We start from the raw sequence: 14,217 nt of genomic DNA on the forward strand, positions 1-14,217 counted from the left end.
GCGTCGCCGATGCGCGACATCATGCGCGCGCGGCGCGCGCGCGGCTCGAGCTCGCGCACGGGGTGCGTCTGCAGGTTCACGGCCACGCGCACGTCGACGCCCAGCTCCTCGAGCGGTGAGACCGGCACGGGGTTGCGGATCGCGCCGTCGACCAGCACGCGCCCGCCCTGGCGCACGGGCACGAAGATGCCGGGCAGCGAGATGCTCGCGCGCACCGCGTCGAGCAGCTTGCCCGAGCGGATCCACACCTCCTCGCCCGTGACCAGGTCGACCGCGACCGCGGCGAACGGGATCGGCAGGTCCTCGATGCGCCAGTCACCGATCAGCGAGCGGAGATACTCGGTCGCGCGCTCGCCCGAGAGCAGCCCTTCGCGCGGCCACACCGGGTCGAGGTAGCGCCACAGGTCGGAGAGCGCGCGGTCGCGCAGGTCGCGCTCGAAGACCTCGAGCTGGCCCGTGGCGTAGATCGCGCCCACCAGCGCCCCCATGCTCGTGCCGGCGATCGCGTCGACGGGGATCCCGGCTTCGGCCAGGCCGAACAGCACGCCCATGTGCGCGAGCCCGCGCGCGGCGCCGGCGCCCAGCGCCAGCCCCAGCCGCTTCCGCTCGCCTCGTTCTCCGTTCGCCGGGCTCACCCGATTTCCAATCCGCCTTCGTTTGCGGGTAAGCTCGCGCATCGCATGAGCGACTTCTACCAGAACGGGGTGATCACCACGCTCCATCGCCTGGCGCCCGATTCACTGGGCCGGCTGGAGGCGGAGCTGAAACACTTCGCGCGCGAGCGGCCGATGGCGCTCGTGCTCCCGTGCCTGGCCAGCGAGGTCAACGGTCCGGGCCTGCGCGGCATCGTCGAGGTGCTGCGCGAGGTGTCGTACCTGCACCGGATCGTGGTGAGTGTCTCGGGCACGAAGGACGCCGAGGAGTTCCGCCGCGTGCGCGATTTCTTCCGCGTGCTGCCCGAGGCGATCTGCATCTGGGGCAGCGGCCCGACCGTGGGCGAGCTCCTGGCGCGCCAGCGCGCGAGCGGGCTCGAGCCCGGGCCGGACGGGAAGGGCCGCGCGGTGTGGCTGGGCGCGGGCTGCGCGCTGGCGCTGGGCGACGCCGACGCGCTGGCCTTCCACGACTGCGACATCCTGACCTACGACCGCGAGTTCCTGGCGCGGCTCTGCTACCCGGTGCTCTCGCCGCACCTCGACTACGACTACTGCAAGGGCTACTACGGCCGCGCCACGGACCGGCTGCACGGAAGAGTGACGCGGCTGTTCGTGACCCCCCTCGTGTTGTCCTTGAAGCGCACGCTGGGCAGCGAGCTGCCCCTGCTCGAGTTCATCCAGGGCTTCCGCTACCCGCTGGCCGGCGAGTTCTCGATGAAGACGGCGCTGGCGCGCCAGGTCCGCATCCCGAGTGACTGGGGGCTGGAGATCGGTCTCTTGGCGGAGGTGCTGCGCAACGCGTCGCCGCAGCGCATCTGCCAGGTCGAGCTGTGCGACAACTACGACCACAAGCACCAGGAGCTGTCGCCGCTCGACCCGTCGCGCGGGCTGCACCGCATGGTGATCGACATCGCGACCTCGCTGTTCCGCAACCTCGCGAGCGTGGGCGTGCAGTTCGACGCGGGCTTCCTCAACACGCTCTGCTCGGCCTATCTGCGCCACGCGCAGGACACGATCACCGCGTACTCCGCCGACTCGCGCATCAACGGGCTGCGCTTCGATCCGCACGACGAGGAGGGCATGGTCGAGACCTTCACCGCGGGCCTGCGTGCCGCGGGCCTGGCCTTCGTGCGCGACCCCATGCGCGCACCGTTGATCCCGAACTGGCACCGGGTCGGTGCGGCGATCCCCGAGTTTCTCGCCGACCTGCGCTATGCGGTCGAGCTCGACCGGCGCATCTAGCGGGGGCGCGCTTTCGGCGCTGGTGCCCAGGACTGGACTCGAACCAGCATGCCCTTTCGGGCACCAGACCCTGAATCTGGCGTGTCTACCAATTTCACCACCTGGGCACGGCGGCGGGGGCGGATGCTAGCCCAGGCGCGGGCGAGGGCCAACTGGCTCAGGCGGCGTTCTGGCCCTCGATCGGGCGGGGCGCGAGCTCCTTCAGCGCGGGCATCACCTCGCGCGCGAACAGCCGCATGCTCTTCTCCGCGGCGGCCATCGGCATGGCGCCGTACTTGAACACGAACATGATCTCGTCGGTGCCGAATGACTCCGCCAGCTCGCTGGCGCGCTTCTGCGTCTGCGCCGGCGTGCCCCAGGGGTGTGAGTCGAAGAAGCCGCGCAGGAAGGGCGTGGGGTCCGCGGCCAGCACCTTCTGCATGGCGCCATAGGACTCGTAGCCCTTGAGCCCGCCCAGGTGACTGCCGCGCAGCTCGTAGTGGCGCAGCGCCGAGTCCGCGTACTCGACCATGTATTGCTCCGCGCCGCGCCGGGCCTCGGACTCACTGTCGGCGACGTAGGTCCAGAGCGCGAGCTTGGTGTGCGCCGGCGGGTGACCGGCCGAGCGGGCGATGCGCGCGTACTTGCGCGCCGTCTCCAGCGACAGCGCCAGGCTCGTGGTGGGAATGCACAGCGGGCGCACGGCGTTGCGGGCGATGATCTCGACCGTCTCGTCGGTGCCGCCGGCACACCACAGGTTGGGCGAGAGGTCGCGCTCGAGCTGCGGGCGCAGGCGCAGGCCGTGGATCTGGTAGTGCTTGCCGTCGAAGTCACACGCGCCCGTGCTGAGGAGCTGCTTCAGCACCTGGAGTGACTCGTCGAAGCGCTCGCGCGCCTCGGCCTGGTCGACGCCCAGGCCTGAGTACTCGCGCCGCCCGAGGCCGCGGCCCACGCCGCAGATGATCTCGCGGCCGGGGCCGAGGAAGGCGTCGAGCATGTTGACGTCCTCGGCCACGCGCACCGGGTTGTGCCAGGGCAGCACCGTGACCATGGTGCCCAGGTCGACGCGCCGCGTGATGCCGGCCACGTAGGTCAGATACTGCAGCGGATTGGTGACCATGGTGTAGGGCGTGAAGTGGTGCTCGATGGTCCACACCGCGTCGAAGCCGAGCTCGTCCGCCAGGCGCGCGATCTCGAGCTCCTCGGTGAAGATCTCGCGGTCGCGGCGGAGCGGGGCGGCGGCGACGCGTTCGCCGCGCTCCTCCGCCTCGTAGCGCTCCCAATCGGTGTAGTTCTGGTTGAAGATCGTTGCGCCGACGCGCATGAGTCTCTCCTTCAGGCGGCGCGGGGCCGCCTCCGGGCGTGTTTCGAGGCCTCGGGCTGATTGGCGAGGCGGCGGGGCAGGCGGCGTTCGAGCGCGCGCAGGCGCGCGAGCAGCCGGGGCCGGGCGCCGGGCGCGGCGTGCGCCAGCACCAGCAAGGCCGAGCCGTACATGCTCTGCGCGCGGAACTCGTCGTCGTCGAACTCTTCGTGGATCCAGAGCTCGACCACGCCGATGAAGCCGATCAAGAGCTGGCGCGCGAGCAGCTCCTGGTCGACTGACTGCGGCAGGAGGCCGCCGCGCACCGCGGCCTCGACCGTGCGCGACCAGAGCCGCAGGCTGTGCTCGAGCGCGCGCGGGCGGTGCTCGCGATCGCGCACGCCCAGCAGGTACTGCATGAGCGGGCGGTAGAAGGCGGCGTCGCGCGCGTAGATCTCGGCCGCGCGGTCGGCCAGCTCGAGCACGGTGTCGACCGGCTTGCGCGGCGAGCGCACGTCGACCACGCGGTCCAGCCGCTCGAGCGCGGCGTTGAGCAGCGCGTAGAGCACGCCGCTCTTGGAGCCGAACAGGTTGTAGGGGGTGACCAGCCCGACCTCGGCCTCTGTGGCCAGGCGCCGCATCGAGAACTCGGTCCCGCCCGTGGCGCGGATCAGCCGGCGCGCCGCGTCGAGGATCTGCTCGCGCCGCTCGGCCTTCTGCTTCTCGCGGAGTCCCATATCGCGCTACAATTCTATAACGCGATATAGATCTCGAGCCAGGAGGTCGTTCATGCCCGAGCTCGCCCCGATCCCGAAGGATGACGCCGCGCTGCAGGAGGCCCTCGCCGCCGCGCACGTGCCCTCGCTCATGGCCGCGCTGGTGCACATCACCGGAGACGCGCAGCTGATTCGCGGCGACATCCGGCCCAAGAACGATTTTCTGGCCGATGCGCAGGGCGGAATCAGCGAGGCGCAGCAGGCCAGCATCCGGGCGCTGGCCTTCGAGGCCTTGCGGCGTTTCCGCGACTCCGGCCAGCGGCTCCCGCCCGCGCCGAGTCAGTCACTCGTGGGCGAGATCGTGAGCTTCATGATCGGGCAGCCCGTGGCAGCCGGCTACGCGGAGTTTCTCACCTCCGAGCTCGCGCTCGAGAACGAGGATCCGTACGCGGTCCCGGGCCTCGAGGCGCTGCCCGCGGCGCAGCGCGCGGCGTTCCGCGTGGTGATCGTGGGCGCGGGCATGTCGGGGCTCCTGGCCGGCATCCGGCTGGCGCAGGCGGGCATCCCGTTCACGATCGTCGAGCGCCACTCCGACGTGGGCGGCACCTGGTGGCAGAACACCTATCCCGGCTGCCGCGTCGACAGCCCGAATCACATCTACTCCTACAGCTTCGAGCCCGCGGACTGGCCGCAGTACTACTCGCCGCAGCGGGTGCTGCAGCGCTACTTCGCGCACTGCGCCGACAAGTACGGGCTGCGCCCGCACATCCGCTTCGACACCGAGGTGAAGGAGGCGGTGTTCGACGAGAGCAGCTCGACCTGGCGCGTCGAGGTGGTCGGCAAGGACGGGCGCGCCGAGACCCTGCGCGCGAACGCCCTGATCAGCGCGGTCGGCCAGCTCAACCGGCCCAAGTGGCCCGAGCTTCCGGGCCGCGAGCGCTTCCGGGGCATCTCGTTCCACTCCGCGCAGTGGGAGCACCAGCACGACCTCACCGGCAAGCGCGTGATCGTGATCGGCACGGGCGCGAGCGCGTTCCAGTTCATTCCCGAGATCGCGAAGCGGGCGGCGCGAGTCACCGTCTTCCAGCGCACGCCGCCCTGGGTCCTGCCCACGCCCGAGTATCACGACGAGGTGCCGGCCGGGAAGCACTGGCTGCTGAACCACGTGCCGTTCTACGCCAAGTGGTACCGCTTCGCCATGTTCTGGCGCGCCGCCGAGGGCATCCTGGCGGCGGTCGAGAAGGACGACGCCTGGCCGCACCCGCAGCGCGCGGTGAGCCCTGCGAACGACGAGCTGCGAGTCATGCTGACCCAGTCCATGACCGAGATCGTGGGCGCCGACTCACCGCTGCTCGAGAAGATCATCCCGAGCTACCCCGTCGCGGGCAAGCGCATCCTGCTCGACAACGGCAACTATCTGCGCGCGCTCATGCGGCCGAACGTGGAGCTGGTGACCGATCCGATCCGCGAGATCACCGAGACCGGAGTCACCACCGCCGCGGGCCAGCGCTACGACGCCGACGTGCTGATCTACGGCACCGGCTTCCACGCCAGCCGCTTCCTGTGGCCGATGAAGATCGTCGGGCGCGGCGGCGTCGACCTGCAGCAGCACTGGGCGGGTGACCCGCGCGCCTACCTGGGCATCACGATTCCCGGCTTCCCCAACTTGTTCTGCTGCTACGGCCCCAACACGAACATCGTGGTGAACGGCAGCATCATCTTCTTCTCGGAGTGCGAGGTCCGCTACATCCTGGGCTGCGTGAAGCTCTTGCTGGAGCGCGGCCAGGCGGCGCTCGACTGCAAGCGCTCGGTGCACGACGCCTACAACCGGCGCATCGACGCGGGCAACCTGCGCATGGCCTGGGGCGCGGCCGACGTGCCCACCTGGTACAAGAACGACAAGGGGCGAGTCACCCAGAACTGGCCGTTCACGCTGGTCGAGTTCTGGTCGCAGACGCGCACGCCCAATCCGGCGGACTACGAGTTCTTGAGCGCCTGAGCTCCGGCGGCGGTAACCTTGGCGCATGGCCCAGCTCGACGGACATCCGGTGGTCTCGCGCGCGCAATGGCTCGAAGCGCGCAAGGCGCTCATGAAACGCGAGAAGGAGCTCACGCGGCTGCGCGACGAGCTGGCCGAGGCGCGGCGCGCGCTGCCCTGGGTGCGGGTCGACAAACCCTACGCCTTCGATGGCCCCCACGGCCGCGAGTCACTCGCCGATCTGTTCGCGGGCAAGAGCCAGCTCCTGGTCTACCACTTCATGTTCCCGGCGAGCTGGCAGGAGGGCTGCAAGAGCTGCTCGTTCTGGATGGACGGCTTCGAGCCCATGGCGGTGCACCTGGCCGCGCGCGACGTGGCGCTGGCCGTGGTCTCGATCGCGCCGTTCGCGAAGCTCGACGCCTTCCGCCAGCGCATGCGCTGGAGCTTCCACTGGGTGTCTTCGGCGCCGAGTGACTTCAACCGCGACTTCGGGGTCTCGATCAGCGCCGAGGAACGCGCCGAGCGCCGGCCCGTGTACAACTTCGGCAGCTCGCCGTTCGGGGTCGAAGAGGCGCCGGGCCTGAGCGTGTTCCACCGCGACGCGCAGGGCGCGATCTTCCACACCTATTCGGTGTACGCGCGCGGCCTGGACCCGCTCAACACGGCCTACCAGCTGCTCGACCTCGTGCCCAAGGGCCGCGACGAGGCGGGGCTGGCCTACCCGATGGAGTGGGTTCGCCACCGGGATAGATACTGAGGGATCAGTCCGCGTCCGCGCTGATGCGCTCCCACTCGGGATAGAGCGCGTCGAGCTTTTCCTTGTGGCCGCGGCGCTCGGCGGCGATCTCGCGCATGCGCTCGCCGTCCTTGGCGATCTCGGGGTCGGCGGCCAGCCAGTCCAGGCGCGCGATCGCGGCCTCGAGTGACTCGATCTCGCGTTCCAGCTTCTCTTGCCGCTCGCGCGCCTTGCGCTGCGTGTTGTCCCGGGGCTTCTTCGCCTTCGCTGCCTGCGGCTCGGACCGGGCAGGCTTGGGGGCCTTGGGCGCAGGCTCCGCCTCGCGCGCCACGGTCTGGGCATACTGCGGATAGCCGCCCACGAAGTTGCGCACGCGCGCCTCGCCGTCGCCGGGGGTGATCTCGACCACGCGCGTGGCCAGCGCCTCGATGAACAGCCGGTCGTGACTCACGAACAGGAGCGTGCCGCCGTAGCCCGCGAGCGCCTCGGTGAGCACGTCGCGCGCGTCCATGTCGAGGTGGTTCGTGGGCTCGTCGAGCACCAGGAAGTTGGCTTGCGCGAGCAGGAGCTTGGCTAGCGCGAGCCGCGCCTTCTCGCCGCCCGAGAGCACCGAGACCTTCTTGTCCACCTCGTCGCCCGAGAACAGGAAGGCGCCCAGGATGCTGCGCAGGCGCGGGATGTCGTCGAGCTTCGCCTCGTGCTCGAGCTCGCCCAGCGCCGTGCGCCGCGGATCGAGCGCGTCGACCTGGTGCTGGGCGTAGAACGCGCAGTGTGCGTTGTGACCCAGCTCGCGCGAGCCGCGGTCGGGCGCGAGCGCGCCCGCGGCCAGGCGCAGCAGGGTGGACTTGCCGGCGCCGTTGGGGCCGACCAGCGCCACGCGTTCGCCGCGCTTCAGCTCGAAGTCCAGTGACTGGTAGACGACGTTGTCGCCGTAGGCCTTGGCCACCCGCTCCATGCGCAGCACCACCTCGCCGGGGCGCACGCCGGCGCTGAAGCGCGCGCGCATCTTGCGCTGCGCCGCGGCCTCGGGCAGCAGGTCGAGCTCGGCCTGCAGCTTGTCGATCGCCTTGATCCGGCTCTGCGCCTGACTCGCCTTGGTGCCGTAGCGGAAGCGCGCGACGAACTTCTCCTTGTGCGCGATCGCGCGCTCGAGGTTCGCGCGCCGCGCCTCCACGTCTTCCAGCCGCAGCGCCTTCTGGGTCACGTAGCTCGAGTAGTTGCCCTTGTACATGCTGAGGCGCGCGCCCTCGAGCTCGGCGATGCGGTTGGTGTGCCGGTCGAGGAACACGCGGTCGTGAGACACCACGATCACGGCGCCCGGATACGACGCGAGCACGCCCTCGAACCAGGCGATCGACGGCAGGTCGAGATGGTTGGTCGGCTCGTCGAGCAAGAGCAGCTCGGGCTTGGCGATCAAGAGCTTCGCCAGCTCCACGCGCATCAGCCAGCCGCCGGAGAGCTTGCGCAGCGGCTCGTGCCACTTGCGCTCGCCCAGGCCCAGGCCCGAAAGCGTGCCGCGCAGCTCGGCGTCGGCCGAGAAGCCGCCCGCGGCCTCGAACGCGTGGTGCGCCGCGTCGTAGCGCGCGGCGAGTGACTCGGAAGGTGACTCGCCCGAGCTCGCGATCTCGGCCTCGAGCGCGCGCAGCCGCGCCTCGAGCGCTCGCACGGGAGCGAGCGCGGTCTCGGCCTCTTCGAGCACCGTGCGGTCCGAGACGGCGCTCACCTCCTGGCGCAGGTAGCCGATGCGCGCGCCGCGCTGGAGCCGCACCGCGCCCGAGTCGGCCGCCTCCACGCCCGCCAGGATGCGCAGCAAGGTGGTCTTGCCGGCGCCGTTCTTGCCCACCAGGCCGACGCGGTCTTCCGGGCGCACGTCCGCGCTCGCGCCCTCGAAGAGCACGCGGCCGGCATAGGACTTGGCGAGGTCGTCGAGCTGCAGCACGGGGCGCGGAGCTTAGCTTTGCGCCGCCTGCAGCGGGAGCTGCCGCGCCTGGGCCAGGGACGGGCCCGCCTCGCGCAGCCGCGCGATGCGCGTCAGGATCGCCTGCGGGTCCCAGTCCACGGGCAGGCGCACGCGCTCGCCGTCCTTGCGCTGGAACAGGACGTGTCTCTCGCGCGCCGCGAAGACCATGAGGTCGCGGGTGAGCTCCACGTCCTTCCGGCAGTAGGCCTCGATCAGGTCGACCCGGCCCTCGCGCCACCAGGTCAGTGACTGCAGGCCGTCGCCGGTCTTGCCGCGGCCCAGCGTCTCGCGCGCCAGGTGGTCGAGCGACAGGCGGTAGCCGAGCTTGCGGTGCACGTCCTCGAGCAGGTCGAAGGTGGGCAGGTCCTCCAGGCGGCGCGCGGTGTAGGCGCGCAGCACCGCGTAGTCGAAGCGGCGCACGTTGAAGCCCACCACCGCCGGCGCGCCGAACAGGCGCTCGATCAGCGCCTCGGCGTCGCGCTCGGTGTAGGTCTCGAACGCGCCGCTGCCGGTGTCGTACACGACGGCGAGTGCGAGCCGCATGAGGTGAGTGTTCTGCCAGCCGCCGACCTCCTGCGCGGAGCGCTGGGTCTCGACGTCGACGATCAGAGTCGCCGGCTCGGCGCGCGCGGGGGGTGACTGGGGCTCGTCTTCCCACGGCAGATCGGCGAGCTCGGCCTCGAGCGCCTGGTCCGAAGGCGCGGGCAGCCGCTCGCGCGCCAGCGCCAGGTCGACCACCCGCACCACGCCGCGCTTGTCGAGCGGGTGGTTGCCCGCGCCGCAGCGCGGCGAGTGGATGCACGACGGGCAGCCCGCCTCGCACGGGCACTCGCGCGTGATCTCGCCCGCGAGCGACACGAGCTCTTCGAGCTTCTCGAAGATGGCGCGCGAGATGCCGATCCCGCCCGCGTGTGAGTCGTAGAGGAAGATCGCGGGTCCGCGCACCTGTGGGTGTCTCGGGATCGAGATGCCCGCGGCGTCGAAGCGGTCGCACAGCGCGAACAGCGGGAACAGCGCCAGCGCCGCGTGCTCCAGGCCGTGGATGGCGCCCATGAAGTGACGGCCCTCCGCCTTCAGCACGCGCTCGATCTGCGGCGCGAGCTCGAGCCACACGCCTTCCGTCTCGAAGCGCGTGGGCGGCAGGTCGAGCGGGTGGCGGCCCAGCAGATCCTGGCCGTAGATCCGGCGCTTCTCGTAGGCCTTGGTCCAGGAAGTGACTCGCAGGCGGCCGAGCTTGGCCAGCGTGTTGCCGATCGGCCGCGAGCGCAGCACCTCGAGGATCTCGGTCTCTTTCTCGACCACCGGCCGCGTGTACCAGTCGACCTGCACCGGGCCCTCGACCTCGACCTGGCGGCGCTCGAAGTCGAGCGAGGTCACGTGGTAGGACTGGGCGCGGTGCAGGTAGATCGCGCCGGGGTGGCACTCGCCCGAAACACGCCCGCGGCCCACCGTGCCCACGATGCGCTGACCCGGATCGCCGGCGCGCCGGATCGCGAACGACTCACCGGCCGCGCGCAGGCTCACCTGGCGCGCCGGGTCGCGCCGCGCCGCGAACGACTCGCCGCCCACGGCGCTCTCGAGCAGCGAGCCCCGGCCGTGCGCCAGCGCGAGCGCGCGCTGCAGGCCCGGCGGCTGCAGCCACGGCTCCGCGTGCAGGAGCGGCACCTCGGCCGCCGCGCAGGGCAGGTGGGCGGCGGTGATCTCCTCGTTGGACGCATCGAGCACGGCGTCCTCGCACGGGCGAGTCACGAGTCTCTCGGGGTGGCGCAGGAAGAAGCGGTCGAGCGCGTCCTCCTGCGGCACCAGGAACACCAGGCCTTCGCGGCTGCGCGCCACGCGCCCCGCGCGCTGGCGCATGGCCAGGATCGAGCCCGGGTATCCGACCAGGATGCACACGTCGAGGCCGCCCACGTCGATGCCGAGCTCGAGCGCCGAGGTCGAGATCACTCCGAGCAGGTCCCCGGAGAACAGCCGCCGCTCGATCGTGCGCCGCTCCTCGGGCAGGAAGCCGCTGCGGTAGGAGGAGATGCGCGGCGCGAGCTGCGGCTCGGCCTCGAGGATCCACAGGTGCATGAGCTCGGTCACGCGCCGCGCCTGCGTGAAGGCGATCGTGCGCAGGCCTTCGCGCACGCAGCGCCGGAACAGGCGCGCGGCCGTGGTGTAGGCCGAGACCTCCGGCTCGAGCGCCGCCAGCCAGCGCTGCGGCGCGGGCGCGCCGTCGCGCTCGACCACGTCGAGCTCGCGGCCGAACAGCTCGCGCGCGAACGCGCCGGGATTTCCGACCGTGGCCGAGCAGGCGATGAAGCGCGGGTCCGCGCCGTAGTGTCTCGCCACGCGCACCAGACGGCGCAGCACCTGCGCGAAGTGCGCGCCCAGCACGCCGCGGTAGGTGTGCACTTCGTCCACGACCACCAGCTCCAGGTTCCGGAAGAACTCCTGCCACTGGTCGTGCGCGGGCAGGATGCCCATGTGCAGCATGTCGGGCGTGGTGAGCAGGACCGAGGGTGGTGACTCGCGGATCTTCTTGCGGCGGTGCGGCGACGTGTCGCCGTCGTAGATCTCCGCGGTCGGCGGAGCGAGCGCCGAAAGTGTCTCGAGGTCGGCGCGCAGGCCGCCGAGCTGGTCGTGCTCGAGCGCCTTCAGCGGAAACAGGAACAGCGCGCGCGCGTCGCGGCGCACGAGCAGGCGCGAGGCCGCTGCCAGGTTGTAGACCAGGCTCTTGCCGCTGGCGGTCGGGGTGGCGACCAGCACGTCGCGGCCCGCGGCGGCGCGCGCCAGCGCCTCGGACTGGTGTGACCAGAGCTCCGAGATGCGGCGGCGCGCGAGGATCCCCTTCAGCTCGTCCGCGATCTCGGCGCGCGGCGAGTCATCCTCGGCCTGCGCGGCGGGCGCCGGGTGGGCGAGGGGCAGGAGCGCGCGCAGCGTGCCGCCCAGCTCGTGAGTCGGCAGCCGCGCGAGGTCCTCCGCGAACCGCAACAGCGGTCGCGACGAGCGCGGGTCGAGCGTGTTCGCGGGCTCGTCTCCGGAGGAGGAGTGGGCGAGGCGGGGACTCTATCGGGAAAGCGCCCGAGTCGCCCGTGGCCGGAGCATGGGTAGGGTGCCCACGCGACCATAAGAATCTCGTGGTACGGTCCGCGCGCAGGCATGCGCGCGACGCAGCAGATCCGCTACGCGATCTACGGCATCTTCGATCTCGCCTACAACGGCGGGTCCCGCCCGGTGCCGCTGGTGGAGGTCGGCCGCCGCCAGGGCATCCCCGCGCGCTACCTCGAGCAGATCTTTCAGAAGCTGCGGCGAGCCGGCGTGGTCACGAGCAAACGCGGGCCCGGCGGCGGCTATCAGCTGGCCCGGCGGCCCGAGGAGATCACGCTGGCCGAGGTCGTGCGCGCGGTGCAGGGTCAGGTGCTCTTGCTGTCCGACCTCGACAAGGGACAGGTCGGCTCCGGGCCCGACTTCGTGTGGGACCTGATCCGCGGCGGCCTCGAGCGCGCGCTGGCCGAGCACTCCGTCGCCGATCTGTGTCGCCTGGCGATGGAGCGCGGCATCCAGCGCGCGGCGCTCGACCCCGCCTCGTACGAGATCTGAGCGTGGAGGACGCGCGCGAACGGGCCGCTTTCGTGGTGGACCCCGAATTGGATCCCGCGCAGTTACCGCGCGAGCTCTTGCTCGAGGTTTTCCAGCACGCGCGCGAGTGCTATCCGGAAGAGTGCTGCGGCCTCCTCACGGGCACCGATTCGGCGGGTCCCCTGCATGTCGTCCGGTGCACGAACGTCCAAAGCCAGCGGGTCGCGCGAGGTGAATCGAATCTCGACGCGAGCCGTGCGTTCTGGATCGATGAGCAGGAGTTGTTTCATGCGCTGCGAGCGGCGGAATCGGCGGGGGAGCGCCTCATGTGCATCTACCACTCACACGTCGACGCCGCGGCGTATCTGTCGCACACCGACGTCGCTGGCGCCCTCGGACCCGACGGCGAGCCGCTCTACTCAGGCGCGTCGCAGCTCGTGGTCTCGGTGCGCGACTCGGGGGTCGACGGCGCCGCGCTCTTCGTCTGGGACGCCGAGTCCAAAAGCTTCCGGGGCCGTGCGGCGCGCTAGCGGCGCGCTCGTCCTCGCCTGTGCGCTGGCGGGCACGGGCTGCTTTCGCTCGATCGCGGAGAGTGAGTTGCCGTCGGACCCGATCGCGCTGATCCGCGACGCGCCGTCGGAGGGCATCCTCTCGGTGGACCAGTTCCGCCAGGCGCTCACGCTCGAGAGCCCCGACGACGACGTGGGCCAGTACAAGCAGAAGAAGCTGCGCACGTCGCTGGCGCTCCTGTATCTCCAGACGGGTCAGGTCCAGGACGTGCCGGACGTGGGCTCCACCGGCATGCCGCTCGACTGGTCGAGCGATGGCGCGCGCCTGCTCGTGGCGCGCGTGGACCCGGCGGACGGCACGCTCCGGCTGTGGACCTGGAACCGATTCACTGGCGCCTGGGTGCTCGCCACGCGCAACCGCTCGGGCCTGGGGGCGGGCCTGGCCGATGGCCCGATCCGGCTGGCCTGGCATGGCTCGGTCTCGCTGCCCGGCGGCAAGCACGGCGGCGCGATCTGGATCAACACCGACGATGGCGGCGACCAGCTCCTGCCCGACACCGTCGGGTGTTGGACGCCCGACGTCTCGCCCGACGGCCGCACCGTGGTGTTCGCGCGCAAGGAGGCGCACTCGAAGTCGGAGTCGACCATCTTCCTGATGAGTCTGGACGACAAGGAGCCGCACCCCGTGACCCGCGGCAGTCACCCGCGCTACTCGCGCGACGGGCGCTGGATCGTGTTCCAGCGCGAGATGTCGACCGGCAACACCGACATCTGGATCATGCGCGCCGATGGCGGCGCCAAGCGCCAGATCACGCGTACCGACGACGTCGAGGAGTATCCTTCGCTCTCGCCCGACGGCCGCTACGTGGCCTACGCCGCCACGCGCGGCGACTCGCCCTCGAGCCAGATCTACGTGGCGCGCGTGTCGGACGGGGTCGAGCAGGAAGTCACCCACAGCGGCCAGAACAGCCGCCCGGTCTGGTGAGCCCGCTCCAGTTCCGCTGACCGGACTCCGATCCCCCCGGATCCCTCCGCTATCTTCCCGATCCGAAGGCGTGGGTACGGTGCCCACGCCGCGCATGAGGAAGCTCCATGAGAGTCGGTGTCCTGCGCGAGACCAAGGATCGCGAGCAGCGGGTCGCGCTCCTGCCCAGCGGCGCGCGCGCCCTGGCGGCGGCGGGTCACGAGGTCGCGGTCGAGTCCGGCGCGGGCGAAGGCAGCGGCTTTGCCGACGAGCAGTACGAGGCCGTCGGCGCGCTGATCCGCAAGTCGCCCGACGAGATCATCGCCGGCGCCGACATCGTGACCAAGGTGAAGGAGCCGACGCCCTCCGAGATCGCGGCCATGCGGCCGGGGCAGGTGCTGTTCGACTTCCTGCACCTGGCGCCCGAGCCCGAGATGACCCGGCGCATCCTCGAGCGCGGCATCGTCGCGATCGGCTTCGAGACCGTGCAGCTGGAAGACGGGTCACTCCCGCTGCTCGTGCCCATGAGCGAGGTCGCGGGGCGGCTCGCGGTGCAGCTCGGCGCGCACTATCTGCAGGGCGATCAAGGCGGCCGCGGCGTGCTGCTCGGCGGCGT

12 protein-coding genes and 1 tRNA gene are annotated in these 14,217 nt (G+C 71.1%); 7 read left to right on the plus strand and 6 right to left on the minus strand.

Annotated features, from left to right (window positions below):
- Positions 1-635 (minus strand): patatin-like phospholipase family protein (locus tag VMR86_20315; GenBank protein ID HTO09407.1); only part of this gene is annotated, 635 nt, incomplete at its 3' end.
- A gap of 45 nt (positions 636-680) precedes the next feature.
- On the opposite strand from VMR86_20315, the gene VMR86_20320 reads away from it, so the two are divergent.
- The gene (locus VMR86_20320) at positions 681-1,895 is read left to right on the plus strand and encodes a glycosyl transferase (GenBank protein ID HTO09408.1); all 1,215 of its coding nucleotides are present in this window, start codon (positions 681-683) and stop codon (positions 1,893-1,895) included.
- 20 nt (positions 1,896-1,915) lie between these two features.
- Here the strand turns inward: VMR86_20320 and VMR86_20325 are convergent.
- The 3 genes from VMR86_20325 to VMR86_20335 all read right to left on the minus strand — a co-directional run bounded on the left by VMR86_20325 (position 1,916) and on the right by VMR86_20335 (position 3,911).
- Positions 1,916-2,002 (minus strand) — tRNA-Leu (locus VMR86_20325).
- A gap of 50 nt (positions 2,003-2,052) precedes the next feature.
- A complete protein-coding gene (locus tag VMR86_20330) occupies positions 2,053-3,198 on the minus strand; it encodes an LLM class flavin-dependent oxidoreductase (protein ID HTO09409.1) in 1,146 nt (381 codons plus the stop codon).
- 11 nt (positions 3,199-3,209) lie between these two features.
- Complete coding sequence (locus VMR86_20335; GenBank protein ID HTO09410.1) at positions 3,210-3,911, minus strand: TetR/AcrR family transcriptional regulator; 702 nt, start codon at positions 3,909-3,911, stop codon at positions 3,210-3,212.
- A 52-nt stretch (positions 3,912-3,963) separates the two neighbouring features.
- On the opposite strand from VMR86_20335, the gene VMR86_20340 reads away from it, so the two are divergent.
- Both VMR86_20340 and VMR86_20345 read left to right on the plus strand, forming a co-directional pair.
- Entirely contained in the window at positions 3,964-5,889 is a 1,926-nt protein-coding gene (locus VMR86_20340; GenBank protein ID HTO09411.1) for an NAD(P)/FAD-dependent oxidoreductase, read from the plus strand.
- A gap of 25 nt (positions 5,890-5,914) precedes the next feature.
- Positions 5,915-6,625: a DUF899 domain-containing protein gene (locus tag VMR86_20345; protein HTO09412.1), complete on the plus strand. Its 711-nt coding sequence runs from the start codon at positions 5,915-5,917 to the stop codon at positions 6,623-6,625.
- Positions 6,626-6,629: 4 nt separating this feature from the next.
- Here VMR86_20345 and VMR86_20350 read toward each other — a convergent pair whose 3' ends face one another.
- Together VMR86_20350 and VMR86_20355 are read right to left on the minus strand one after the other, a co-directional pair.
- The gene (locus VMR86_20350; GenBank protein HTO09413.1) at positions 6,630-8,543 is read right to left on the minus strand and encodes an ABC-F family ATP-binding cassette domain-containing protein; all 1,914 of its coding nucleotides are present in this window, start codon (positions 8,541-8,543) and stop codon (positions 6,630-6,632) included.
- A 12-nt stretch (positions 8,544-8,555) separates the two neighbouring features.
- Positions 8,556-11,540 (minus strand): DEAD/DEAH box helicase, encoded by a 2,985-nt coding sequence (locus VMR86_20355; protein HTO09414.1) that lies wholly within the window; start codon positions 11,538-11,540, stop codon positions 8,556-8,558.
- A gap of 168 nt (positions 11,541-11,708) precedes the next feature.
- Here VMR86_20355 and VMR86_20360 point away from each other — a divergent pair, with 168 nt between their 5' ends.
- The 4 genes from VMR86_20360 to VMR86_20375 all read left to right on the plus strand — a co-directional run.
- Entirely contained in the window at positions 11,709-12,149 is a 441-nt protein-coding gene (locus VMR86_20360; protein ID HTO09415.1) for an Rrf2 family transcriptional regulator, read from the plus strand.
- A gap of 2 nt (positions 12,150-12,151) precedes the next feature.
- Positions 12,152-12,658 (plus strand): M67 family metallopeptidase, encoded by a 507-nt coding sequence (locus tag VMR86_20365; GenBank protein HTO09416.1) that lies wholly within the window; start codon positions 12,152-12,154, stop codon positions 12,656-12,658.
- A complete protein-coding gene (locus tag VMR86_20370; protein ID HTO09417.1) occupies positions 12,645-13,622 on the plus strand; it encodes a hypothetical protein in 978 nt (325 codons plus the stop codon). Before VMR86_20365 ends, VMR86_20370 begins: the two co-directional genes overlap by 14 nt.
- A gap of 107 nt (positions 13,623-13,729) precedes the next feature.
- Positions 13,730-14,217 (plus strand): alanine dehydrogenase (locus tag VMR86_20375; protein ID HTO09418.1); only part of this gene is annotated, 488 nt, incomplete at its 3' end.

This window comes from Myxococcota bacterium (genome assembly GCA_035498015.1).
Classification (GTDB): Bacteria; Myxococcota_A; UBA9160; order SZUA-336; family SZUA-336; genus VGRW01.

Coding starts and splice junctions, on each gene's coding strand:
- VMR86_20360 (HTO09415.1), top strand. CDS start 11,709: ATGCGCGCGACGCAGCAGATCCGCTACGCGATCTACGGCATCTTCGAT.
- VMR86_20320 (HTO09408.1), top strand. CDS start 681: ATGAGCGACTTCTACCAGAACGGGGTGATCACCACGCTCCATCGCCTG.
- VMR86_20340 (HTO09411.1), top strand. CDS start 3,964: ATGCCCGAGCTCGCCCCGATCCCGAAGGATGACGCCGCGCTGCAGGAG.
- VMR86_20345 (HTO09412.1), top strand. CDS start 5,915: ATGGCCCAGCTCGACGGACATCCGGTGGTCTCGCGCGCGCAATGGCTC.
- VMR86_20330 (HTO09409.1), bottom strand. CDS start 3,198: ATGCGCGTCGGCGCAACGATCTTCAACCAGAACTACACCGATTGGGAG.
- VMR86_20335 (HTO09410.1), bottom strand. CDS start 3,911: ATGGGACTCCGCGAGAAGCAGAAGGCCGAGCGGCGCGAGCAGATCCTC.